Source organism: Pseudonocardia sp. 73-21 (assembly GCF_001899645.1).
GTDB lineage: Bacteria > Actinomycetota > Actinomycetes > Mycobacteriales > Pseudonocardiaceae > Pseudonocardia.
Genome location: NZ_MKVV01000047.1, coordinates 68,057 through 89,098, shown reverse-complemented (window position 1 = coordinate 89,098; position 21,042 = coordinate 68,057). Strand labels below are relative to the sequence as shown.

The window sequence follows — 21,042 nt, the reverse complement described above, 5'->3', positions numbered from 1 at the left end:
TCGATGATCGCTCCCGGATCGACTTCACCGAGGACGTGCGCGACCCCGTGGGTCGATGGCAACGCTGAACGGCGCAACCGGACCCGGCTCGCCGAGTCCGCTCCCCGGCCATGGGCTGGGCAATACCGACCGCTAGGCGGCGGCCGTGTAGGTCTCCGGGCGTCGGTCGCGCAGGTGACCCATCCCGTGTCGGAACGACTCCAGCGCCGCGTCCACGTCGATCTCGGCCACGGCGAGGCCCTCGTCCTGCTTGGTCCAGGCCACGATCTCGCCGCCCGGGTCCACGACCTTGGCGCTGGCGGCGAACCGCAGCGAGCCGAAGGTGCCGAACTGGTTCGACGACACCCAGACGATCTGGTTCTCCAGCGCGCGGGCGCGGTCGAACAGGTCGAAGCGGCGCGTCCAGCGGTCCCGGGCCGGGTCGGGGTGGGGGTCGGTGGCGCTGATGGGCCAGGCCGACATCGACACGACCACCCCGGCGCCGTCGAGCGCTAGCGCCCTCGCCGCCTCGGGGAAGGCCTTGTCGTAGCAGATCTGCATGCCGATCCGGCCGACCGGAGTGTCGAAGGCGCGGAAGCCGTCGCCCGCGGAGTAGGAGGCGTCCTCGCGCAGCGGCTGGTGGACCTTGCGGTAGTTGCCGAGCACACCGTCGCCGGTGACGCAGACGGCGCTGTTGAAGATCTCGTCCCCTGCGGCCTCGCAGTAGCCGGCCGTCACGACCACGTCGCCGGCCAGTGCGGCCAGCCGGGCGATCTCCGGTCCGTCGACGGGGAACGACGGCGGCATCGCGGCCGCGCCGTTGAGATCGGCCAGGTAGCCACCGAGGCAGGCCTCCGGCAGGGCCAGCAGCCGGACGCCGGCGTCGCGGGCCTGGCCGATGAGCCCGGTGATCCGGGTGAAGCACTCGTCGAGGTCACGCCCGAACGGCGCCGAGACCGCGGCCATGCGCAAAGCCGTCATTGCTCCTACCGATCTGTGGGTGTCCCGTCGGGACGGGTCGGCCGGGCCGCCGAGGGGTGACGGCCCGGCCGGGGTCCGTTCAGAACGAACTCAGAACATGTAGGTGGAGTTGATGATGGCGCCCTTGCGGGCGTAGTGGATCAGCGCGTCCTGGACGTCGAGGGGGTGGGTGGGGATGACCCCGGCGATGAGGTCCTCCTCGCGGGCGCCGTGCAGCGACAGCCCGAAGCGGCAGCAGAACACCTTGCCGCCCTCCTTGATGAACGTCTCCAGCGAGGAGTTGATGTTGTGCTCGCCGGGGAACGCGGAGTTGCCGGTGGTGGGGAAGCCGCGGGTGGCCAGGCAGTTGAGCGAGCCGGGCCCGTAGAAGTAGACGGCGGACTCGAAGCCCTTCCGCAGGGCGCGGGTGGCCTGCAGGATCGCGACGAAGCTGACCGAGGACTCGTGGGCGATGCCGTGCACGAGGGTGAAGTAGGTCTCGCCGGGCTCGGCCTGGTAGTCGGGGAAGACCTTGGTGCCACCGTAGATGGTGGAGCCCTCGGGCAGCGACGGGTGGGCGATCTCCTCGATGCTCTGCTTCTCGAGATCGGTCAGTTCAGCCATTCCTGGTCCTCTTCCTTGTGGGTACTGATCAGGCGACGGTCCGCGGCGCGGACCAGTCGTCGTCGAGGGGGTAGGTCTCCTGCGGCGTGCCGGCCAGCCAGTGCAGGCCCGTGGCCACCGCACTGCGCCGGGTGGCGACGATCTCCTTGACCAGGTACTCGGCGTCGGCGGCCACGCCGGCGAACCGGCCGGAGCCCCAGGTGTACTGCCAGGGCAGGCCGATGAAGTACAGGCCCGGCTGGCTGGTGACGCCGCGGTCGTGGCTGGGGTAACCGCGGCCGTTGAAGATCGGCAGCTCGATCCAGCGGTCGTCGCGGCCGTAGCCGGTGCTCCAGATGACCGTGGTGATGCCCGCGGCCGCCAGGTCGAGGTCCGGCGGGTTCTCGGCCTCGGGGCCGGGTTCCCACACCGGGGTGTAGCCGGCCTCGGCGGGGGCGTCGATGCCTTCGCGGGTGATGTAGGCGTCGATCGAGCCCTTGATCGACTCGGATACCGCGTCGGCGCCGTCGAGGTTGGCGCGCAGGTCGCGGCCGAACGTCAGCCGGCCGTTGGAGATGCCGGTGAGCCGCCCGTGCAGGGCCATGCCCTCGGTGGCGAAGGCCCGCAGGTCGATGTCGTGCCCGCCGTCGCGGCCGGTGACGTAGTGGTTGGCGCGGAAGCGCACGGCGTCGGCGTCGTCGAACCTGTCGTCGTCGAACTTGTCGATGCCGCGGGTGTAGGTGCCCATGTCGTCGAGCCAGGCCACGACGTCGCGGCCGCGGTACCAGCGGGCGACGCGCGGCGCCGAACCGGTGGCGAGGTGGACGGTGCGGCCGTCGAGGTGCAGGTCCTCGGCGATCTGGCAGCCCGACTGCCCGGTGCCCACCACGAGCACGGCGCCGTCGGGCAGCGTCGCAGAGTTCTTGTACTGCGACGAGTGCAGCTGCAGGACGTGTTCGGGCACGCGCTCGGCCATCCGTGGGATGCGCGGCACCTGGTACGGGCCGGTGGCCACCACGACCTGGTCGGCGGTGATCGTGCCGCGGTCGGTGCGGATCTCGAACGTGCCGTCGGAGCGGCGGCGCAGCCGGGTGGCCGACACGCCCTCCAGCAGTGGCGGGTCGAACGAGGCGGCGAACTTCTCCAGGTAGGCGACGATCTCGTCACGGACGATGAAGCCGTCGGGCTGGTCGCCGGAGTACGGGAAGCCGGGGAGCCGGCACTGCCAGTTCGGGGTGACCAGGCAGAAGGAGTCCCAGCGCCGGTTGCGCCACTCGGTCGCGACGCGGTCGCGCTCGAGCACCACGTGGTCGATGCCGCGGTGGGTGAGCCACCAGCTCATCGACAGCCCGGCCTGGCCGCCGCCGATGACCACGACCGGTCGGTGGATGACTTCCGGCCAGAGGGCGGTCAGAGTGGGCTCGGGCATGGGAACGAGTGAAGCGATCCCGCTATGCCGAGCTGTTGCCTCCGGAACTCGCCCGCGTTGCGGACTGTTGCCGGACGGTAACGAGATGTCCGGCGCCACGATGACCGCATCGCTGTCGAACCCCGGCCCCAGGCCGTGCTGGACGACCTCCAGGCCCTTCTACCGCCGCAGCAGGATCTCGCCGTGGAGGATCGCGAACCAGCCGTCGGCGTCCGCGGCCCAGCGCTTCCAGGCCTCCGCGATCCCGGTGAGCTCGTCGAGGGTGGCGTGGCCGCCGTCCACCGCCTGCCGCGTGATCGACGAGGTGAGGATCCGGTCGGCCCACACCCCGCCCCACCAGGCCCGCTCCTCGGGCGTGGAGTACGACCACACCGACGTCGACGGAGTGACGTCGGCGGCGCCGGCCGCGCGCGCCCACGCGAGCATCCGGCGGCCGGCGTCGGGCTCGGCGCCGTTGCCGTGGGCGACGGCGCGGTAGATCTCCAGCCAGCGGTCGAGCCGCGGGTCGGCCGGGTACCAGGCCATGGCGGCGTAGTCGGCGTCGCGGGCGGCCACCAGTCGGCGGCTCACGCGCAGCATCTCGCGCAGCGCGGCGACCGGGTCGGTCAGGTGCTGCAGCACCTGGTGGGCGTGCACCACGTCGTAGGAACCGTCGGGATCGTCGAGCGCGTAGACGTCGCCGAGCCGGAACTCGACGTTGCCGGTGCCGGCCGCGAGCTCCCGGGCCCCCGCCAGGGGTGCCTCCACCGGCTCGATGCCCACGACGTGGCCCACGCGCCCGGCCAGGTCGAGCGTGATCGTGCCCGGGCCACACCCGACGTCGAGCAGGCGGTCGGCCGGACGGAGGTGCGGCGCCAGGTAGGCGGCGGAGTTGTCCACCGTCCGGGACACGTGGGAGCGCAGCACGCTCGGGGCGTGTCCGTGGGTGTAGGTCTCCTGCTCGGCGCGCATACCCCTGACTACATCAGACGCGGCGCGCGTTGTGGAACGGCATGTAGGCCATGTTGCTGATCTGCACGGGCTCGCCGGACTGCGTGGCGTTGAGGACCTTGCCGTCGCCCAGGTAGATGCCCACGTGGCTCACGGGGGAGTAGAAGAACACGAGGTCGCCCGGCTGCAGGTCGCCCTTCGAGACCGCCGTGCCCACCTGCGACTGAGCCGCCGCGGTGCGGGGCAGCGAGACACCGACCTGCTTGAACGCCCACATGACGAGCCCGGAGCAGTCGAAGGCGTTCGGGCCCGAGGCGCCCCACACGTACGGCGTGCCGATCTTGCCTTCGGCGACGGCCAGCGCCGCGGCGCCGACGCCCGCTCCCGCGGACACCTTCGGCGCGTCGGTGCCCGGCGTCGGGCGGGGGACGTGGGCCACGGCCGCCGCCTTCGCCGCCTCCGCCTTCTTGGCCGCGTCGGCCTTCGCGGCGGCCGCCCGGGCGGCGAACGTCTTGGCGGCGCTCGTAGCGTCGTCGACGATCGACGAGACGTGGACGGTCTGCAGGGCTGAGGTCAGCGTGGAGGCGACGGGCGGGGCCGCGATCGGGGCCGCGATCGGGGCCGCCGTCGCAGGCGCCTGGTCCGGCAGAGACAGCGAGGCCCGGACGGGCGCCACGGCGGCGAACTGGCCGGTGGCGGTGACCGCGGCGACGGCGCCGATGGCCGTGACCGACATGGCGGCCATCACCGGCTTGCTCGGCAGCCCGGTGCGCCTGGTCCGCTGCTTCGGGGCGTACGGCGGCAGCGTGGGCACAGCGGCGGCGTGCCGGCGGGGGCCGCCGTCGCGCGGCTCCGGGATGAACCCGAACCGCTCCAGGAGAGCGGTGGCGAGCTCGGCACCACTGCTGCCGAGGAGTTCGTTCGAGGCGCCGGGGAGCGCCGCGCAGTGCTTGGGCATCGGGGAGCGTCCTTTGTGCCGGGCGCTCGCTCGTCCCGACTGGGGTTCGGGACGAACAGGCTCCTGCCCTGGTGCGAGGCGGCGCCCGTGGGGAGCGTCGGCGGGCAGGAACCCGGAGCCGACCAGGCGCACCGATCGGCGGACGAGATGCCGACCAGGCGAGAGAGACCGTAACCATTCCGTGATCGCCTGCGGGCAACTTCCGCCACGGTGTGCGACGACCGGACGGCTCGGCGCCACGAACGGCCCCACGGCTACGGCGAACAGAGTATTCCGACCCCCGGTCACGAGGCGGAGGTCCGGAAGACCGGCCACCCGATCCGGGTGCGCCACTCGTCGGCGTCCGGGGTGTCGCGCGGCCCGACGAGGTAGGTCTCCCGGACGAGCCCGGCCACGGCGAGCGCTGCGTGCTGACGTGGGTGCCCGGCGAGCTGGTCCTCCAGCCGTTCCCGGCGTCCGGACCCTCACGGCGGGGGAGGGGCGAGCCCTCCGCTCAGGGCGCGGTGGCGCGGTGCAGGGCCAGCACGCCGTCCGTCGGCCCGGTGGTGGTCCACGCGCCCGACGACGCGGTCCAGGTGCGGCCGTCGTAGTCGACCTGGTCGAGGCCCAGGCGGGCGGCGTGCGCCACGAGCCAGGTGGCGTAGGCCCAGCCCCGGGTCCGGGGCTGGGCGCCGCTGAGCCGGGTGGTGCCCAGCTCCTGGCCCGCCAGCGTGGCGACGTCCGCGCCGGGGACGGTGAGCGTCAGGTCGTGGCAGGTCAGGGCGGCGGGGAACTCGCCGGTCAGGGCGGCAGCCATGGACCGGGCCCGTGGTTCCCACCTCGCGTAGGCCTCGGGAGCGGCCGAGCGCTGCACGAGCTGAGCCGCCTCGGTCACGCTCAACGAGGGCCAGTCGGGCTCGGAGCGGAGCTTGGCGTAGAACGCGGTGGCGGCGTGGACGGGGTCGGTGACCTGCGCGTACGTTCCCCAGCCCTGGCTGGGGCGCTGCTGGAACAGACCCGCGGAGTCACGGTCGCCGCCGGTGAGGTTCCGCAGCCCCGACTCCTGCAGTGCCGTGGCCAGCGCGACGGTGACGGCGTGGTCGGGCATGCCCTGAGCGATGCCGACGCCGGCGATGGTGGCGGCGTTGTCGGCCTGCTCGACCGTCATGTCGGCCGAACCGGCGGCGGCCGTGGCGCAGCCCGGCGACGAGAACGGCCGCAGCACCACCACGGCGACCACGAGCGCCCCGACGACGGCGAACGCGAGCACCCCGGCCACCCACTTGCCCATTCCCCCATGGTGCTCCTGCGCCCGGAGCGGCCGGACGGCAGACTCACGATCACCCGTTCCCCCTGGAGGATCCCCGTGCCCGCCATCTCCGTTCCCGGTGCCGCCACGGCACCGTCCCTGAAGGCGCACCTCGCCGTCCCGCCGGTCGGCGAGGGCCCGTGGCCCGGCGTCGTCGTCATCCACGAGGCGTTCGGCCTCGACGACGACACCCGCGTGCAGGCCGAGCGGCTCGCCGCCGCCGGCTACCTCGCCGTCGCCCCCGACATGTTCACCGCGGGCGGGGCGCTGCGCTGCCTGCGGTCGACGATGTCGGCGATGGCGGCCGGCAAGGGCCCGGCGTTCGACGACATCGAGGCCGTCCGCAGCTGGCTCGCGGCCCGGCCCGACTGCACCGGCAAGGTCGGCATCATCGGGTTCTGCATGGGCGGCGGGTTCGCGCTGGTCGCGGCCACGCGCGAGTTCGACGCGTCCGCCCCGAACTACGGCCTGGTCCCCAAGGATGCCGCCACGGTGCTGCGCGGCGCGTGCCCGGTCGTGGCCAGCTACGGCGCCAAGGACCGCGGCTTGAGGGGGGCCGCCGCGAAGCTGGAGACGGCGCTGACCGAGGCCGGCGTGGTGCACGACGTCAAGGAGTACCCCGACGCCGGGCACTCGTTCATGAACCGGCTCAACGTCGGGCCGCTGTCGGTGCTCATGCGCGTGGCCGGTCTCGGGTACCACGGGCCGTCGTCGGAGGACGCGTGGACGCGCATCCTGCGCTTCTTCGACGAGCACCTGCGCGGTTCGTCCGCTTCGTCGTAACTGAGAGCGCACTATCGCTTCGGTGGTAGCGTCGGGCGCGTCGTCATCCGTCGGGGAAGGGACATCCATGACACAGGCACCACCCGAGCTGCCGCTCCACATGCGCCGCGACCACTTCGACCCGGTGGCGGAGCTGGCCGAGGTCCGCGAGTCCGAGGGGGTCCGCCGCGTCACGTCGACGTTCGGGATGCCGGCCTGGCTGGTCGCCCGCCACGACGACGTGCGCGACGTCCTCGCCGACGCCACGCGCTTCAGCAACGCCTCGCAGCTCGCGTTCTCCCTGCCCGACGACCCGCGCTCCGCCGAGGAGAAGCGCAAGGCGCTGGCCGGGCAGATGCTGGCCACCGACCCGCCCGACCACACGCGGCTGCGCCGGTTCCTCACGCCGGAGTTCACCGTCCGGCGGATGCGGCGTCTCGAGCCGCGGATCGTGGAGATCGTCGATCAGCACCTCGACGCCATGGAGGCCGCCGGCAGCCCGGCCGACCTCGTGCCGTCGTTCGCGCTGCCGATCCCGTCGCTGGTGATCTGCGAGCTGCTCGGCGTGCCCTACGCCGACCGCGACGAGTTCCAGCACCGCACCGCACGCCAGCTGGACCTCTCGATCCCCATGCCGGAGCGGATCGCGCTTCAGCGCGAGGGGCGCGCGTACATGGAGAAGCTGGTCGCGGGCGCGAAGGCGGATCCGGGCGAGGACATGCTCGGCATGCTGGTGCGCGAGCACGGCGCCGACGGACTCTCTACCGCGGAGGCGCAGGACGGCGCTGCGGAGATCACCGACGACGAGCTCGCCGGCCTCGCGTCGCTGCTGCTGGTGGCCGGGCACGAGACCACGTCCAACATGCTGGGGCTGGGCACGCTCGCCCTGCTGCGGCACCCCGACCAGCTCGCCCTCGTCCGCGACGACCCCGACGCGATCGTGCCGGCCGTCGAGGAGCTGATGCGGTGGCTGTCGATCGTGCACACCGGCGTCGCGCGCACCACCACGCAGGACGTCGAGATCGCCGGGCAGCACATCCCGAAGGGCGAGCTGGTCCTCTGCGCACTGCCGTCGGCGAACCGGGACCCGTCGTTCATCGACGACCCCGACACGCTCGACGTCAGGCGGGGCTCGATGGGGCACATCGCGTTCGGGCACGGCGTGCACCACTGCCTCGGCGCGCCGCTGGCCCGCATGGAGATGCGGATCGCGTTCCCGGCGCTGCTGAAGCGCTTCCCGGACCTGGCGTCGGCGCTCCCGTTCGACGAGATCCCGTTCCGGGCGTACCACTTCATCTACGGGCTGCACTCGCTGCCCGTCACCTGGTGAGCCGAGGAGTGACATGAAGATCGTGGCCGATCGCGACGTGTGCATCGGGGCCGGGCTGTGCGTCGGCACGTCCGATACCGTCTTCGACCAGGACGACGACGGCATCGTCGTGGTGCTGGTGGAGGACCCCGAGGGTGCCGACGCCGACCTCGCCCGCGAGGCCGTGTCGCTCTGCCCGTCCAGTGCCCTCAGGATCGTCGACTAGCTTCTACGCCGTGACGGCCCGGGTGATGCGCGCCGACGCCGCGCGCAACCACGACCGCATCGTGGTGGCCGCGGCGGAGGCGTTCGAGGAGCTGGGTGCCGGCGTGGCGCTCGACGAGGTCGCGCGCCGCGCCGGTGTCGGCGTGGCCACCCTCTACCGGCGCTTCCGCAACCGCGACCAGCTCGTCCGCGCGGTGCTGGAGCACGTGGTGGCCACGGAGATCCAGCCCGCCACGGCCATCGGCCACGACGAGCCCTGGCGGGAGCTCGTGGCCACGCTCGAGGCGCTCGTCGAGTCCGTGGCGTCGCACCGCACGGTGCTCGCCGTGGCCCACGAGGCCGGCGCCATCGACGTCGACATGGTCGAGAGCTACCTGAGCTGGCTCGACCGGCTGCTGCGCCGCGCCCTGGACGCGGGGGTGGTGCGGCCGGAGCTGCGGGCCCGCGACCTCGCGGCGGTGGTGGTGATGGCCCTGGCCACCGCGGACGACCGGGATCCCGGGGGCGCCGACCGCCGCCGCTACCTCGCCCTCCTGATCGACGGCCTGCGCCCCGCGCCCGGCCTCCTGCCGCCGCCGTCGGACGCGGTGTGACCGTCCAGGTCGTGCTGCTCAACGGGGGTTGCAGCTCCGGCACGACCACGCGGCCGTGCGCTGCAACAGGTTCTGCCTCCACGGCGGTGATCAAGGCGCCGATGTCGTCCGGTGATCTCCACGGGCGACCGCCGTGCCGTGATCACCGCCGTGGGGCATGCTGCGAGGTGTGACCGAAGGGGATCCCTGGGCTCGGGAGGTGGCGCTCGCCCGGACCACCGCCGTCTGGGGCGCGGCCGGTGTCGTGGGCGGGCTGGGGTTCGCCGGCCGGTTCCGGCACGACCCGTGGCGGCGGGCGTTCGGGATGCAGAACGCGGGCTGGGGCGCGATGGACCTCGCCATCGTGGTGGTGGCCGAACGGCTGCGCAAACGCCGGATGGCGCGGCTCGCCGACCCCTACGAGCCGGCCGAGCTGCGGGTGGAGGGCCGGAGGCTGCGGCGGATCCTGCTGGTCAACGTGGGTCTCGACGCCGGGTACGTCGTGGGCGGGCTGGCGCTGTGGCGATGGCGCCGCGGCAGCGGTGCCGCGGCCGGGGCGAGCGCGGGAATCGTGGCGCAGGGCGCGTTCCTGCTGGCCCATGACGCGCACCACGCCTACCACTCGACGGCGTAGGGTCACTTCCACGGCCGTCCGGGGCACCTCGTCCCGCACCCCCGCCAGGAGCGTCATGACCGACAAGTCTCCGCGCCAGACAGCCACCAAGAAGTCCGGGAAGTCCCTCAAGGAGAAGCGCGCCATCAAGAAGGGCAAGAAGGACGGCGGCCCGGCCGGCACCAGCCTGATCAACGGGAAGTAGCCGGCACCACCTGGTCGATCAGCCGGCGCACGCTCGCGTGCAGGTGCACCTCCGCACCCTCCTGGCCGGCCAGGTGCCGCAGCAGGGCCTGCTGGAACAGCCCGTCGAACATCGCGTAGGTCATCGACTCGCCGGTGAGCACCGGCGAGCCGGTGAGCTCGGCGTACCGGCTGACGATCCGCCAGATCATCCGCTCCAGCGTGGAGTCGATCTCCAGCACGTCCGCGCGGAACGAGTCCTCGAACAGCGCCTGCGAGCGCAGGTCGTACCAGAGCCGGTGCATGTGCGCGTCGGCGACGAGGGTGGCCACGAGCCCGTCGGCGAAACCCTGCGCGAGACCCTCGGGGGTGCGGGCGGTGGCCACGATCTGGTCGTAGCGCTGCACGCAGACCGCCTTGTACCGCCGCACGCAGTAGGTGATCAGGTCGACCTTGTCGCGGAAGTAGTAGTGCAGGACGCCGTGGGAGAACGCCGAGTTCTGGGCGATCTCGCGCAGGCTGGTGCGCGCGTAACCGAGGGCGGACAGCGTCTGGAGCGCCGCGTCCGCGAGCTCGCGGCGGCGCTCCTCGACCTTGTCGACCCTGTCGACCCTGTCGACCCTGTCGACCCTGTCGACCCTGTCGACCTGGGGTCGGTCGACCTTCCCTGCGGTGGCCATCGCGACCCAGGGTAGCCGAACGTCAAAATCTTGACAGTCGTCCAGAATCCGCCCTACCTTGTGGTCCGGATCACTGGAGATCGCGAGAGGACCTCGGATGACTCAACTGAACGGACGTCGGGCGCTCGTCACCGGAGGAGCCCGCGGGTTGGGGGCCGGCATGGCGGAGGCGCTCACCGCAGCCGGGGCCCGCGTGATGATCGCGGACGTGCTCAAGGACGTCGGGGAGCAGACGGCCGCAGGTCTCGAGGGCGCGGGCTTCGTCTCGCTCGACATCACCAGCGACGCCGACTGGGAGGCCGCGGTCGCGCACACCGTCGCGGAGTTCGGCGGGCTCGACATCGTCGTCAACAACGCCGGCATCGAGGTCACCTCGCTGATCATCGACACCGACGCCGACGAGCTGCGCACGATGCTCGACGTCAACATCCTGGGCACCACGCTGGGCATCAAGCACGCCTTCCGCGCGATGAAGCCCGACGGCGCCGCAGGCCAGGGCGGCACGGTCATCAACATCTCCTCGGTGGCCGCCACCATCGCCTTCCCCGGCATCGCGGGCTACTCAGGCACCAAGTCCGCCGTCGACCGCATCACCCGCATCGCGGCCGCGGAGTCGGGCCGGCTCGGCTACGGCGTGCGCGTCAACTGCATCTACCCGGGCCTGGTGGCCACCGACATGGGCGTCAAGCTCGCCGTCGAGACCTCCGCGCTGGGCCTGTTCGAGAGCCCCGACGCCGCCGTCGGTGCGGTCATCGGGCTCACCCCGTCCGGCCGGCTGGGCGAGGTCTCCGACATCGCCGACGCCGTGGTCTTCCTCGCCTCCGACCAGTCCCGCTTCGTCAACGGCATCGGGCTGCCGGTCGACGGCGGAATGGGCATGTGACCCTCACCGACTACCTGGACAAGGGGGCGTCGCTCGGCCGCGACGCCCCCTGTCTCACCGCATCGATGTCCGGGGCGGACGACGTCACCCTCACCTACGGCGACGTGGTCGACCACAGCTGGTCCGTCGCCCGGGCGCTCGCGCGTTCGGGCGTCGCGGCCGGCGACAAGGTCGGCATCCTGTCCGGCAACGACCCCCTCGCGTTCGCCACGGTGTTCGGCATCGCGCGCCGCGGCGCGGTGTGGTGCCCGATCAACCCGCGCAACACCGCGGGCGAGAACGCGGAGCTGCTCGACCTCTTCGACTGCGTGTGCCTGTTCTACCGCACCCCGTACGCCGCGCTGGTGGAGCAGATGCGGTCGCAGCTCCCGCAGGTCCGCACGTTCGTCTGCATCGACGACGGCATGGACGCGTGGCTGGCCGACGGCGCGGAGTTCGACCCGACCCCGGTCGACGACACGGTCATGATCGTCGGAACCGGCGGCACCACCGGCCGTCCCAAGGGCGTGCAGCTCACCGACCGCAACATCGAGACGATGACGGCCCTGACGCTCATGGGGTACCCCTTCGAGGGGCGCCCGGTCTACCTCGCCATGGCCCCGCTCACCCACGCCGCCGGGGTGCTGTGCTTCCCCGTGATGGCGCTCGGCGGGCAGATCGTGGTGATGGCCGGGCCCGACCTGGAGGGGTTCCTGGAGATCGTCCCGCGCCGCAGCGTCACGCACACGTTCCTGCCGCCCACGGTGATCTACATGCTGCTGGCGCACGAGAAGCTCGCGGCCACGGACCTCTCGTCGCTGCAGTGCTTCTGGTACGGCGCCGCGCCCATGTCGCCCGCCCGCCTGGAGCAGGCGCTCACCGACATCGGTCCCGTGATGGCGCAGCTGTTCGGGCAGTCCGAGGCGCCGATGATGGTGTCGATGATGGCCCCGCGCGACCACTTCGACGCCGACGGCACGGTGGCGACCCACCGGCTCGCGTCGGCGGGCCGGCCGGGGCCGCTGGTCACCGTCGGCATCATGGGTGGTGACGGGCGGCTGCTGGATCAGGGCGAACGCGGCGAGATCGTCGTCCGCAGCTCGCTGGTGATGGCCGGGTACTACAAGAACCCCGAGGCCACCGCGGAGGCGTCGGCGCACGGGTGGCACCACACCGGCGACATCGGCTACCTCGACGGGGACGGCTTCCTGTTCATCGTCGACCGCGCCAAGGACATGATCATCACCGGCGGCTTCAACGTGTACTCGGCCGAGGTCGAGCAGGCGCTGATGGCCCACCCCGCCGTCCGCGACTGCGGCGTGGTCGGCCTGCCCGACGACAAGTGGGGCGAGCGGGTGGTGGCGGTCGTCCAGCCGCAGCCGGGCGTCGAGGCCGATCCCGCGGCCATCACCGCGTTCGTCAAGGAGCGCATCGGCAGCGTCAAGACCCCGAAGCAGATCGAGATCTGGCCCGATCTGCCCCGCTCCACGGTGGGCAAGGTGCTCAAGACCGAGATCAAGGAGAGGCTCGTCGGATGACCCTTGCCTGATGGGTAGGAAGGCCTGTCACACGTGGGGTGGGGACCTGGTCCCCGCGATCATTACCCTCCGGCCCGCCGCGCGGCAGTCTTCTCCCATCGGGCGGACACACCGCCCCGGCGCACCAGGAGCGCAGAGGCATGATGGCGAACACGATGAACCACGGGCCCGCCCGGTTCGCTGGCCGCCCGTACAGCGACGAGGTCACCGTCTGCGTTCCCGGCAGCATGCTCGCCCCCGCGCCGGCCGCCGAGGCCCCGCCGGTGTTCGTCGACGACAGCGGCACGCGGCGCAAGCTCATCCGGGCCACCGGCTGCATCCTCATGCTGCTGCTGGTGGGCTTCCTCGGGGTCGTGGGCGTCGCGCTGGCGCTGCCGTCGGTGGGATCCACCGTCGCCCTCGGCAACGTCGTCCCGTTCCTGATCCCGGCGGCGGCCGCCAAGCCCCCGGCGCCCGCGCCTGTGGCGTTCGTCACCGAGCCGGTGCAGAATGTGTCCCACGCCACTCGGCGGCCGGCGCCGAGGCCGAAGGTCGTGCCGGTCACCAAGCCGGCGCCGAAGAAGGAGGCGCGGGTCGCCGTGCAAGCGCCGCTGCAGAGCCCGGCCTCCTCCCCGCCGGTCGTGCACCCGCCCGTCGTCGAGCCGCCCGCCACGACCACGACCACCGGCACGGGAACGACGGGCACCGGAACGACGGGTACGACCGGCACCACGGGCACCGGCACCACGGGGACGACCGGGACCGGCACCACGGGGACGACCGGGACCGGCACCACGGGGACGACCGGCACGGGCACCACGGGCACCACGGGGACGACCGGCACCACCGGCACGGGCACCACGGGGACGACCGGCACGACCGGTACGACCGGTACGACGGGCACCGGCACGACCGGCCCCGCGACGGGCCCGGCCGCCCCCGCCGGGAACGGCTGATCGTCGGCCATGAGGATCCTGCCCCGGCCCACCTGGGTGCTCTCCGTCGCGATCCTCCTGGTCTTCGGCACCGTCCTGGTCATCGACGGGACGGTGCGCGGCAGCACCCTGACCGAGGCCCCGGCCCCCGCGGTCGCGGGGCCGAACGGCCAGGTGCCGTTCGCGGTGGCGCACGGCGCCCCGGTGGTCGACGTCCGCAGCAGCCCGATCCGCACGTTCGCCCCGGCCAGGGGCACCATCGCCTTCACCATCGACGGCGGGCCGGACCCGTCCCGCACGGCCCAGCTCCTCGGCGTCCTGAGCCACTTCGGTGTGCCGGCCACGTTCTTCGTCAGCGGGGCCGTGGTGGCGCAGCACCCCGAGGCGGCCCGCTCGATCCTCGGCGCAGGATCGGAGATCGGGATCCGCACGTTCACCAGCCAGGACCTCGCCTCGGTGTCCGACACCCGGCTCGACCGCGAGCTCACCCTCACCGAGCTCGCACTGGCCGGCGCGGTGGACCGGACGACCTACCTGGTGCGACCGCCGTACTCCGCGTCGGTGGCCGGGCTCGACGACGAGCACTTCGCGCTCGTCCGCCGGCTGGCCGACCACGGCATGGTGTCGGTCTTCAGCGACGTCTCGGCGGCCGGATGGACGCGGCGCACCACCGACGAGATCCTCGCGACCGTCGTCACGCCGGACAAGGCCGGGCGGGTCATCTCCGTCGACGCCTCCGAGGGCGGCCCCGCGCAGCTGGCCTCGGCGCTGGCCCGGGTGATCCCGGCCCTGCGCGACCGGGGCTACACGTTCGCGACCGTCACCAGGGCAACCGGCCTGCCCCCCGCCGGCCAGCAGGCGCGCGAGCGCGACAAGGCCGTCGGCGACGGGATGCTCGCGGTGGTGGCGGTGTCGACGACGATCGTGGCGGCCCTGGGATGGCTGCTGCTGGTGGCCGGCGGCCTGGTGCTGCTGCGGCTGGCGCTGATGCTCGTGTTCGCGATCTACCACTCGGTCCGACGTAACCCGAAGCGCTTCCGGTGGGGGCCGCCCGTCACCGCGCCCGTGTCGGTGATCGTCCCGGCCTACAACGAGAAGGAGTGCATCGCCGCCACCGTGCGCTCCCTGATGGCCAGCGAGCACCCCATCGAGATCATCGTCGTGGACGACGGGTCCACCGACGAGACCGCCGCGATCGTCCGCGGGCTCAACCTGCCCGGCGTCCGGCTGATCCGGCAGGCCAACGGCGGCAAGCCTGCGGCGCTGAACAACGGCATCAAGCACGCGCGCCACGAGATCGTGGTGATGATCGACGGGGACACGGTCTTCGAGCCCTCCACCGTGCGGCTGCTCGTCCAGCCGTTCGCCCGGCCCGAGGTCGGCGCCGTCTCGGGGAACGCGAAGGTCGCCAACCGGAAGAAGCTGGTGGGCCGCTGGCAGCACATCGAGTACGTCATCGGGTTCAACATCGACCGCCGGATCCAGGACCTGCTCGGCTGTATGACCACCATCCCGGGTGCGGTCGGGGCGTTCCGCCGCACGGCGTTGCTGCAGGCGGGCCTGGTCAGCGACGACACCCTCGCCGAGGACACCGACCTGACGATGGCGGTCTGCGCCGCCGGCTGGCAGATCGTCTACGAGGAGCGGGCCCGGGCCTGGACGGAGGCCCCCACCACGCTCCAGCAGCTCTGGCGGCAGCGCTACCGCTGGAGCTACGGCACCATGCAGGCGATGTGGAAGCACCGCGGGTCGGTGTTCCGCTCGGGCCCGGCCGGGCGGATGGGCCGGGTGGGGCTGCTGAACCTCGCGCTGTTCCAGGTGATGCTCCCGATGCTGGCGCCGCTGATCGACGTCTTCCTGGTCTACGGTCTCGTCGCGCTCGACCCCGTCCGGACCCTGCAGCTGTGGGGCGCGGTGCTGGGCATCCAGATGCTCTCGGGCCTGCTCGCCTTCGGCATGGAGCGGGAGAACCCGCTGCCCCTGCTGTGGATGCCGCTCCAGCAGCTCGTCTACCGGCAGATGATGTACGCGGTGCTGATCAAGTCCATGGGCACCGCGCTGGCCGGGGTGAGGTTGCGCTGGCAGAAGCTCAAGCGGGTCGGCGACTTCGGCGGCGCCGGCGCGGCCGCCGGGGGCCGGTGATGGCGGGCCTCCGCCGGGCCCTGCTCGCCCTGCTCCTGCTCGCCCTCACCGGGTGCCAGAGCGTCGTCACGGGCTCGCCGTCGCCGTCCACGGAGATCACTCCCGGCGTGGCGTTCGCCCCCTACGTCGACGTCTCCGTCAAGCGGCCCGACCTGGCCCAGGTGGCCGCGGCCACCGGCCTGAAGCACGTGACGCTGGCGTTCGCGCTGGCCGGACCCGGCGGCTGCAACCCGATGTGGGGCGGCACCGTCCCGGCGGCCGACCCGGCACTGGGCGCCGCGGTCGACGCGTTCCGCAAGGCCGGTGGTGACGTCGTCGTCGGCACCGGGGGAGCGGTCGGCACCTACCTGGAGAACGCGTGCGGCACGGCCGACAAGCTGGCGGGCGCCTACACCGGACTGCTCGACGCGGTGCGCGCGCAGCGGCTCGACGTCGACATCGAGGCGCCCGTCGACGCCACGAGGATCGCCACCGCGCTGGCGCAGGTGCAGCGCAGCCGGGGCACGGCGGTGACGCTCACGCTGCCCATCGACCTCGCCGGGCTGACCCCGGCCGGCCTCGACCTGGTGCGGAAGACCGTCGCGGCGGGCGTCCGGCTCTCGGTGAACGGGATGGACATGAACTTCCGCACCGGCGGCGACTGGGGCCAGGCGATGGTGGACGCCGGGCAGGCCACCCTCGACCAGATGCGGTCGGTCTACCCCGACGCGAGCGAGGCCGTCCAGAACCGGACCCTCGGCCTCACCGTCATGGTGGGCCGCAACGACGCCGGGCCCGTCACCACGGTCGCCGACGCGACGAAGGTGCTCGAGTTCGCCCGCTCGCGGGGGCTCGGGCACGTCGGGATCTGGTCGCTGGGCCGCGACACGGGGGGCTGCCCGGACGCGGTGAAGCCGGCCGTCGACTGCAGTGGCATCGCCCAGGAGGACCTCGCGTTCACGCGGCTGCTCGGTGGTTTCGCCGCGGTGTCCGGCTGAAATCCATCCATGAGAGCCGTTCGGCGGCTCGCGCCCGTATCGGGCACCGGGGATCCTTCACCGATCACGAACCCCGAGGAGCTCACGTGGCGACCCTGATGCAGCAGGCCTTCCGCCGCACACCGGTGGGGGCCGTGGCGGCCGAGTCCTGAGGCGCGCTGCTACGCGGAGCCGGCCGGCCCGGTCCCGCTAGGAGCGGACAAGACGGGCGATGGCGTCGGAGGCCTCGCGGACCTTCTCCTCGGCCTCCGCGCCGCCGGCCTGCGCCGCGTGCACCACGCACGTGGCCAGGTGCTCGTCGAGCAGCTCCAGGGAGAACGACTGCAGCGCCTTGGTGGCTGCGGACACCTGCGTCAGGATGTCGATGCAGTACTTGTCCTCCTCGACCATCCGCTGCAGGCCCCGGACCTGACCCTCGATCCGGCGCAGCCGCTTGAGGTACGCGTCCTTCTCACCGCTGTAACTCGCCATCGCCACGCCCCTCGCCGGTGGACCACTCCCGTTGACGGTACGGACCGTGTCGAACCCCGTCCATCGGGCAGGGGTGCCGTCACGCGGTTACGGTAGGTTATGCGCGTCCTCTCAGGGTGCCCCCTGGGAACGCGCGCCGGCGGCCGTCATGCGGATTCCCCTCCCCAAGGACGGCCGCCGGCCTGCACCAGGACGTACGCAGCGGAGCCCCGGGTGGTTCAGACCAGGAACCGGTACGCGGTGGTGCCCGGCGCCACCAGCTGGATCGTCAGCGGGCTCGCCTCCATGCGCTTCCACAGCGGGTCGTAGGCGTCCCGCGCGGTGATCTCGACGCCCACCAGCGCGGCGCCGGTCTCCCGGTTGTCGCGCTTGACGTACTCGAACAGCACGATGTCGTCGTCCGGGCCGAGCACCTCGTCGAGGAACCGGCGCAGGGCGCCCGGCTCCTGCGGGAACTCCACGAGGAAGTAGTGCTTGAGCCCACGGTGCACCAGCGAGCGCTCCACCACCTCGCCGTAGCGGCTGACGTCGTTGTTGCCGCCCGACAGCAGGCAGACGACGGTCTCGCCGGCGACGACGAGGTCGTCCAGGGCCGCGGTGGCGAGCGCGCCCGCGGGCTCGGCGATGATGCCGTCGGTCTGGTAGAGGTCGAGCATCTCGGTGCAGACGCGGCCCTCGTCCACCGTCATCAGCTCGGCGCCGCACGCCCGGACCAGCGGGAACGTCACGTCCCCGACGCGGCGCACGGCGGCGCCGTCGACGAACGTGTCGAGCTCGGGCAGCACCACCGGCCCGGCCGCCCCGAACGCCGCGGCCATCCCGGCGGCGCCGGCGGGCTCGACGCCGATGATCCGGACCTCCGGGTACCGCGCGGCCAGCCAGCTGCCGACGCCGGCGAGCAGCCCGCCGCCGCCGACGGGCAGCACCACGACGTCCGGTGCCTTCCCGAGCTGCTCGACGATCTCGACGCCGACGGTGCCCTGCCCGGCGATGGTGCGCTCGTCGTCGAACGCGGGGACGACGGTGGCGCCGGTGTGCAGCGCGTGCTCGGCGGCCGCGGCGGCCGCCTCGTCGTAGGTGTCGCCCGCGACGACGAGCTCCACGGCCTCGCCACCCAGCGCCCGGATCCGCTCGCGCTTCTGCCGGGGCGTGGTGCTCGGGACGTGCACGCGCCCGCGGATGCCCAGCTCCCGACACGCGTACGCGACGCCCTGCCCGTGGTTGCCGGCACTCGCGCACACCGCTCCCGCGGCACGCTCGGTGGCGTCCAGGCCGGCGAGGAGGTTGTAGGCGCCGCGCAGCTTGTAGGAGCGCCCGACCTGCAGGTCCTCGCGCTTGAGCCACACGTCCGCGCCGGTGGCGGCGGAGAGCCGGAGGTTGGGCTGCAGGGGGGTGCTGAGGACGACCCCGGCGAGGCGGGCGGCAGCGGCGGAGACGGAGTCGGCGATCACGGCCAGATTCTCCTCCGCGCGACCGGCGACCGACGCCGCGCCCCACCCCTGCGTCGTCAGTGGATGTGGCTCTGCCAGTCCGCCGGGACCCGCCCGGCCGGGCCCGGGGCCGGCTGGTCCAGCGGGTGGTGGGCCGGGCCGGCCAGCTCGGGGCCGTCCAGCGCGTCGTTCGTCGAGTAGTCCCAGAACCAGTCCTCGCCCGGCTCGAAGCTCTGCACGACCGGGTGGCCGGTGGCGGTGAAGTGGGCGGTGGCGTGCTGGGCGGGGGAGGAGTCGCAGCAGCCGACGTGGCCGCACTGCGCGCACCGGCGCAGGTGCACCCACCATCCACCGGCCGCGTCGCACTCGACGCACCCGGCGCCGCTGGGGGCCACGTTCGGATCGATCGCGTGCTCAGGTGAGGAGCTCACGGGCCACGTCCTTCCACATCGGCAGGTGGGGGTCGGTACGGGGATCGCGGTGCTCGAGCGCGTAGGTCAGCCCGACGCCGCGCATGCTCGTGAACAGCAGGTCGCGCACGTGCAGGTACCGCGGGTGCGACACCAGCTCCGGCCCGTAGAAGCGCGCCATCCCGGCGCGCACGGCCGCCAGGATCTCGCGCTCCTCGGGCAGCACGGCGTCGCGCAGCTCGTGGTTGGTGCGGGCGGCGGTCCAGAGCTCGACGGCGGCCCAGAAGTGCGGCTCGGAGAACGTCTCCCACATCAGCTCGACGGCGCGGTCGAGGCGCTCGGCGGGCGTGAGGTGGTCGCCCAGGTCGTCCACGCGCATCCCCGTGTCGCGCAGCCGCTCGGTGGCCAGGTGCCGCGACGCCGCGACCAGCAGCTCGTCGCGGGAGGGGAAGTGGTGCAGCAGCCGCCCGCGGGAGACGCCCGCCCGGGCCTGGATGCGCAGGGTGGTGGCGCCCGCGTACCCCGACTCGACGAGGCAGGCCACCGCCGCGTCGAGGATGCGCGCACGGCTGGTGGCCGTGCGCTCCTCGCGCCGGCCCAGGGGCCGTGGATCGGGGGTGCTCACCCGGTCAGCGTAGCCGTTGGGGCGACTGAACAGTCACGGTTGACCGCTTCCACCCCGCGAGTCGGCGGTTTCGCGTGCGCGAGTCGGCGGATTCCGGCGCCCGGGACGTCACATCGCGGAGGGCGGCGGGCCGCTCGTGGTGCCGATCCGCAGGCTCACCGGGAACACCACATCCGCCGGTCGCTCGCCGGCCACCAGTGCGATGGCGGCCTGGGCGGCGGCGCGGCCCTTCACCTCCGTGGGCTGCACGACCGTGGTGAGGCGGGTGGCGCCGAGCCAGTGCAGGTCGGCGCCGTCGAAACCGGCCACGGACACGTCGCCGGGCACGTCGAGGCCCAGGTCGGCGGCGGCCTGCAGGACCCCGGCGGCCAGCACGTCGCTCTGCGCGATGACGGCCGTGGGGCGCCGGTGCGCGGGTACGTCGAGCAGGATGCGGCCCGCCGTGGTGCCCTCGGCGACGGCGTTGCTCGCGGTCTCGAAGATCGGCACGGGCCCGAACACGTCCTCGACGCCCTCCATGCGGTGCCGCACGTCGCGGTAGTGGGCGCGGGCACGACGGGCGGCGTCGACGGGTCCGCGGGTGCCGTCGAGGCGCAGCGGCATCGCGATCGCCTCGACGCGCCGGTGGCCGAGGCCGTGCAGGTGGCGGGCGAGGTCGGCGGTGCCGCCGCGGTCGTCGATGTCGACGAGCGTGACGCCCTCGGCCACCGGTCCCTCCACCGCCACGACCGGAACACCCCTGGCGCGCAACGCCTCCAGGGCCGGGTCGTCCTCCAGCCCGCAGGTGGCGAAGATCGCAGCGTCCAGCGGGATGCGGGTGATCTGCTCGATCGACGGGCGGCCGGTGTCGCCGGCGAGCAGCAGCAGCCCGAGGCCCTCGGCGCCCAGCACCTCGGTGATGCCGTCGAGCAGCTGGATGGCCACGGGGTCGCGGAACGCGTAGAGCAGGCGCTCGCCGACGACCGCGCCGATCACGCCACTGCGCCCGCGCCGCAGGGAGGCGGCGATCGGGTCGGGGCCCGCGTAGCCGAGCTCCGCGGCGGCGGTCAGGACGCGCTCGCGGGTGGCGACGGTGACCCGCGGGCTGCCCGAGAACGCCAGCGACGCGGTGGACGGGGACACGCCGGCGAGGGCCGCGACGGCGGCGAGCGTCGGGCGTCCGGACATCGTCCGACGGTAGCG

General features: G+C 73.0%; 23 protein-coding genes. 11 read left to right on the top strand and 12 right to left on the bottom strand.

What is annotated here, in order from left to right; all coding sequences use genetic code 11:
• Window positions 1-132: 132 nt before the first annotated feature.
• The 6 genes from BGP03_RS15320 to BGP03_RS15295 form a co-directional block, all read right to left on the bottom strand.
• Entirely contained in the window at window positions 133-960 is an 828-nt protein-coding gene (locus BGP03_RS15320; protein WP_296377368.1) for a carbon-nitrogen hydrolase family protein, read from the bottom strand.
• Between the two features lie 90 nt (window positions 961-1,050).
• Window positions 1,051-1,563: an MSMEG_0572/Sll0783 family nitrogen starvation response protein gene (locus BGP03_RS15315; RefSeq protein WP_296377369.1), complete on the bottom strand. Its 513-nt coding sequence runs from the start codon at window positions 1,561-1,563 to the stop codon at window positions 1,051-1,053.
• A gap of 28 nt (window positions 1,564-1,591) precedes the next feature.
• Window positions 1,592-2,971 (bottom strand): MSMEG_0569 family flavin-dependent oxidoreductase, encoded by a 1,380-nt coding sequence (locus tag BGP03_RS15310; RefSeq protein ID WP_298796471.1) that lies wholly within the window; start codon window positions 2,969-2,971, stop codon window positions 1,592-1,594.
• Window positions 2,972-3,130: 159 nt separating this feature from the next.
• On the bottom strand, window positions 3,131-3,922 hold the full coding sequence (locus BGP03_RS15305; protein ID WP_296377371.1) for a methyltransferase domain-containing protein: 792 nt from the start codon (window positions 3,920-3,922) through the stop codon (window positions 3,131-3,133).
• Window positions 3,923-3,935: 13 nt separating this feature from the next.
• The gene (locus tag BGP03_RS15300) at window positions 3,936-4,859 is read right to left on the bottom strand and encodes an NlpC/P60 family protein (protein WP_298796469.1); all 924 of its coding nucleotides are present in this window, start codon (window positions 4,857-4,859) and stop codon (window positions 3,936-3,938) included.
• 493 nt (window positions 4,860-5,352) lie between these two features.
• The gene (locus BGP03_RS15295; protein WP_296377373.1) at window positions 5,353-6,129 is read right to left on the bottom strand and encodes a hypothetical protein; all 777 of its coding nucleotides are present in this window, start codon (window positions 6,127-6,129) and stop codon (window positions 5,353-5,355) included.
• Window positions 6,130-6,198: 69 nt separating this feature from the next.
• Between BGP03_RS15295 and BGP03_RS15290 the strand changes: the two genes are divergently transcribed.
• From BGP03_RS15290 to BGP03_RS15265, 6 genes are all read left to right on the top strand, one after another.
• Window positions 6,199-6,930 carry a dienelactone hydrolase family protein gene (locus BGP03_RS15290; RefSeq protein ID WP_296377393.1) on the top strand — a complete coding sequence of 244 codons (732 nt, stop codon included), beginning with the start codon at window positions 6,199-6,201 and terminating at the stop codon, window positions 6,928-6,930.
• 67 nt (window positions 6,931-6,997) lie between these two features.
• The gene (locus BGP03_RS15285; RefSeq protein WP_296377374.1) at window positions 6,998-8,239 is read left to right on the top strand and encodes a cytochrome P450; all 1,242 of its coding nucleotides are present in this window, start codon (window positions 6,998-7,000) and stop codon (window positions 8,237-8,239) included.
• 13 nt (window positions 8,240-8,252) lie between these two features.
• Window positions 8,253-8,444: a (4Fe-4S)-binding protein gene (locus BGP03_RS15280; protein ID WP_296377375.1), complete on the top strand. Its 192-nt coding sequence runs from the start codon at window positions 8,253-8,255 to the stop codon at window positions 8,442-8,444.
• 10 nt (window positions 8,445-8,454) lie between these two features.
• A complete protein-coding gene (locus tag BGP03_RS15275) occupies window positions 8,455-9,036 on the top strand; it encodes a TetR/AcrR family transcriptional regulator (RefSeq protein ID WP_296377376.1) in 582 nt (193 codons plus the stop codon).
• A gap of 169 nt (window positions 9,037-9,205) precedes the next feature.
• Complete coding sequence (locus BGP03_RS15270; protein ID WP_296377377.1) at window positions 9,206-9,649, top strand: hypothetical protein; 444 nt, start codon at window positions 9,206-9,208, stop codon at window positions 9,647-9,649.
• A gap of 55 nt (window positions 9,650-9,704) precedes the next feature.
• Window positions 9,705-9,833: a hypothetical protein gene (locus BGP03_RS15265; RefSeq protein WP_296377378.1), complete on the top strand. Its 129-nt coding sequence runs from the start codon at window positions 9,705-9,707 to the stop codon at window positions 9,831-9,833.
• Here BGP03_RS15265 and BGP03_RS15260 read toward each other — a convergent pair.
• A complete protein-coding gene (locus BGP03_RS15260) occupies window positions 9,820-10,491 on the bottom strand; it encodes a TetR/AcrR family transcriptional regulator (protein WP_298796465.1) in 672 nt (223 codons plus the stop codon). The two genes, BGP03_RS15265 and BGP03_RS15260, sit on opposite strands and share 14 nt — an antisense overlap.
• Before the next feature lie 97 nt (window positions 10,492-10,588).
• Here BGP03_RS15260 and BGP03_RS15255 point away from each other — a divergent pair, with 97 nt between their 5' ends.
• The 5 genes from BGP03_RS15255 to BGP03_RS15235 all read left to right on the top strand — a co-directional run bounded on the left by BGP03_RS15255 (window position 10,589) and on the right by BGP03_RS15235 (window position 16,924).
• Window positions 10,589-11,374, top strand: coding sequence for an SDR family oxidoreductase (locus BGP03_RS15255; protein ID WP_298796463.1), 786 nt, complete (start codon window positions 10,589-10,591; stop codon window positions 11,372-11,374).
• Window positions 11,371-12,891, top strand: a complete 1,521-nt coding sequence (locus tag BGP03_RS15250; RefSeq protein ID WP_298796460.1) for an AMP-binding protein — start codon at window positions 11,371-11,373, stop codon at window positions 12,889-12,891. The genes BGP03_RS15255 and BGP03_RS15250 overlap by 4 nt, the downstream gene beginning before the upstream one ends.
• Window positions 12,892-13,031: 140 nt before the next feature.
• Window positions 13,032-13,826: a hypothetical protein gene (locus tag BGP03_RS15245; RefSeq protein WP_298796458.1), complete on the top strand. Its 795-nt coding sequence runs from the start codon at window positions 13,032-13,034 to the stop codon at window positions 13,824-13,826.
• A gap of 9 nt (window positions 13,827-13,835) precedes the next feature.
• The gene (locus BGP03_RS15240; protein WP_298796456.1) at window positions 13,836-15,947 is read left to right on the top strand and encodes a glycosyltransferase; all 2,112 of its coding nucleotides are present in this window, start codon (window positions 13,836-13,838) and stop codon (window positions 15,945-15,947) included.
• Window positions 15,947-16,924 (top strand): glycosyl hydrolase, encoded by a 978-nt coding sequence (locus BGP03_RS15235; RefSeq protein ID WP_298796454.1) that lies wholly within the window; start codon window positions 15,947-15,949, stop codon window positions 16,922-16,924. Before BGP03_RS15240 ends, BGP03_RS15235 begins: the two co-directional genes overlap by 1 nt.
• A gap of 189 nt (window positions 16,925-17,113) precedes the next feature.
• Here the strand turns inward: BGP03_RS15235 and BGP03_RS15230 are convergent, their stop codons facing one another.
• The 5 genes from BGP03_RS15230 to BGP03_RS15210 form a co-directional block, all read right to left on the bottom strand.
• Window positions 17,114-17,395: a metal-sensitive transcriptional regulator gene (locus BGP03_RS15230; protein WP_296377384.1), complete on the bottom strand. Its 282-nt coding sequence runs from the start codon at window positions 17,393-17,395 to the stop codon at window positions 17,114-17,116.
• Between the two features lie 218 nt (window positions 17,396-17,613).
• Window positions 17,614-18,846: a threonine ammonia-lyase IlvA gene (ilvA, locus tag BGP03_RS15225; protein WP_298796451.1), complete on the bottom strand. Its 1,233-nt coding sequence runs from the start codon at window positions 18,844-18,846 to the stop codon at window positions 17,614-17,616.
• 56 nt (window positions 18,847-18,902) lie between these two features.
• Window positions 18,903-19,256 (bottom strand): UBP-type zinc finger domain-containing protein, encoded by a 354-nt coding sequence (locus BGP03_RS15220; protein ID WP_296377386.1) that lies wholly within the window; start codon window positions 19,254-19,256, stop codon window positions 18,903-18,905.
• The gene (locus BGP03_RS15215; protein ID WP_296377387.1) at window positions 19,240-19,860 is read right to left on the bottom strand and encodes a TetR/AcrR family transcriptional regulator; all 621 of its coding nucleotides are present in this window, start codon (window positions 19,858-19,860) and stop codon (window positions 19,240-19,242) included. Before BGP03_RS15215 ends, BGP03_RS15220 begins: the two co-directional genes overlap by 17 nt.
• A gap of 108 nt (window positions 19,861-19,968) precedes the next feature.
• Window positions 19,969-21,027: a LacI family DNA-binding transcriptional regulator gene (locus BGP03_RS15210; RefSeq protein WP_298796449.1), complete on the bottom strand. Its 1,059-nt coding sequence runs from the start codon at window positions 21,025-21,027 to the stop codon at window positions 19,969-19,971.
• Window positions 21,028-21,042 lie beyond the last annotated feature (15 nt).

Coding starts and splice junctions, on each gene's coding strand:
- BGP03_RS15320 (WP_296377368.1), bottom strand. CDS start 960: ATGACGGCTTTGCGCATGGCCGCGGTCTCGGCGCCGTTCGGGCGTGAC.
- BGP03_RS15315 (WP_296377369.1), bottom strand. CDS start 1,563: ATGGCTGAACTGACCGATCTCGAGAAGCAGAGCATCGAGGAGATCGCC.
- BGP03_RS15310 (WP_298796471.1), bottom strand. CDS start 2,971: ATGCCCGAGCCCACTCTGACCGCCCTCTGGCCGGAAGTCATCCACCGA.
- BGP03_RS15305 (WP_296377371.1), bottom strand. CDS start 3,922: ATGCGCGCCGAGCAGGAGACCTACACCCACGGACACGCCCCGAGCGTG.
- BGP03_RS15300 (WP_298796469.1), bottom strand. CDS start 4,859: ATGCCCAAGCACTGCGCGGCGCTCCCCGGCGCCTCGAACGAACTCCTC.
- BGP03_RS15295 (WP_296377373.1), bottom strand. CDS start 6,129: ATGGGCAAGTGGGTGGCCGGGGTGCTCGCGTTCGCCGTCGTCGGGGCG.
- BGP03_RS15285 (WP_296377374.1), top strand. CDS start 6,998: ATGACACAGGCACCACCCGAGCTGCCGCTCCACATGCGCCGCGACCAC.
- BGP03_RS15280 (WP_296377375.1), top strand. CDS start 8,253: ATGAAGATCGTGGCCGATCGCGACGTGTGCATCGGGGCCGGGCTGTGC.
- BGP03_RS15265 (WP_296377378.1), top strand. CDS start 9,705: ATGACCGACAAGTCTCCGCGCCAGACAGCCACCAAGAAGTCCGGGAAG.
- BGP03_RS15260 (WP_298796465.1), bottom strand. CDS start 10,491: ATGGCCACCGCAGGGAAGGTCGACCGACCCCAGGTCGACAGGGTCGAC.
- BGP03_RS15255 (WP_298796463.1), top strand. CDS start 10,589: ATGACTCAACTGAACGGACGTCGGGCGCTCGTCACCGGAGGAGCCCGC.
- BGP03_RS15245 (WP_298796458.1), top strand. CDS start 13,032: ATGATGGCGAACACGATGAACCACGGGCCCGCCCGGTTCGCTGGCCGC.
- BGP03_RS15240 (WP_298796456.1), top strand. CDS start 13,836: ATGAGGATCCTGCCCCGGCCCACCTGGGTGCTCTCCGTCGCGATCCTC.
- BGP03_RS15235 (WP_298796454.1), top strand. CDS start 15,947: ATGGCGGGCCTCCGCCGGGCCCTGCTCGCCCTGCTCCTGCTCGCCCTC.
- BGP03_RS15230 (WP_296377384.1), bottom strand. CDS start 17,395: ATGGCGAGTTACAGCGGTGAGAAGGACGCGTACCTCAAGCGGCTGCGC.
- BGP03_RS15210 (WP_298796449.1), bottom strand. CDS start 21,027: ATGTCCGGACGCCCGACGCTCGCCGCCGTCGCGGCCCTCGCCGGCGTG.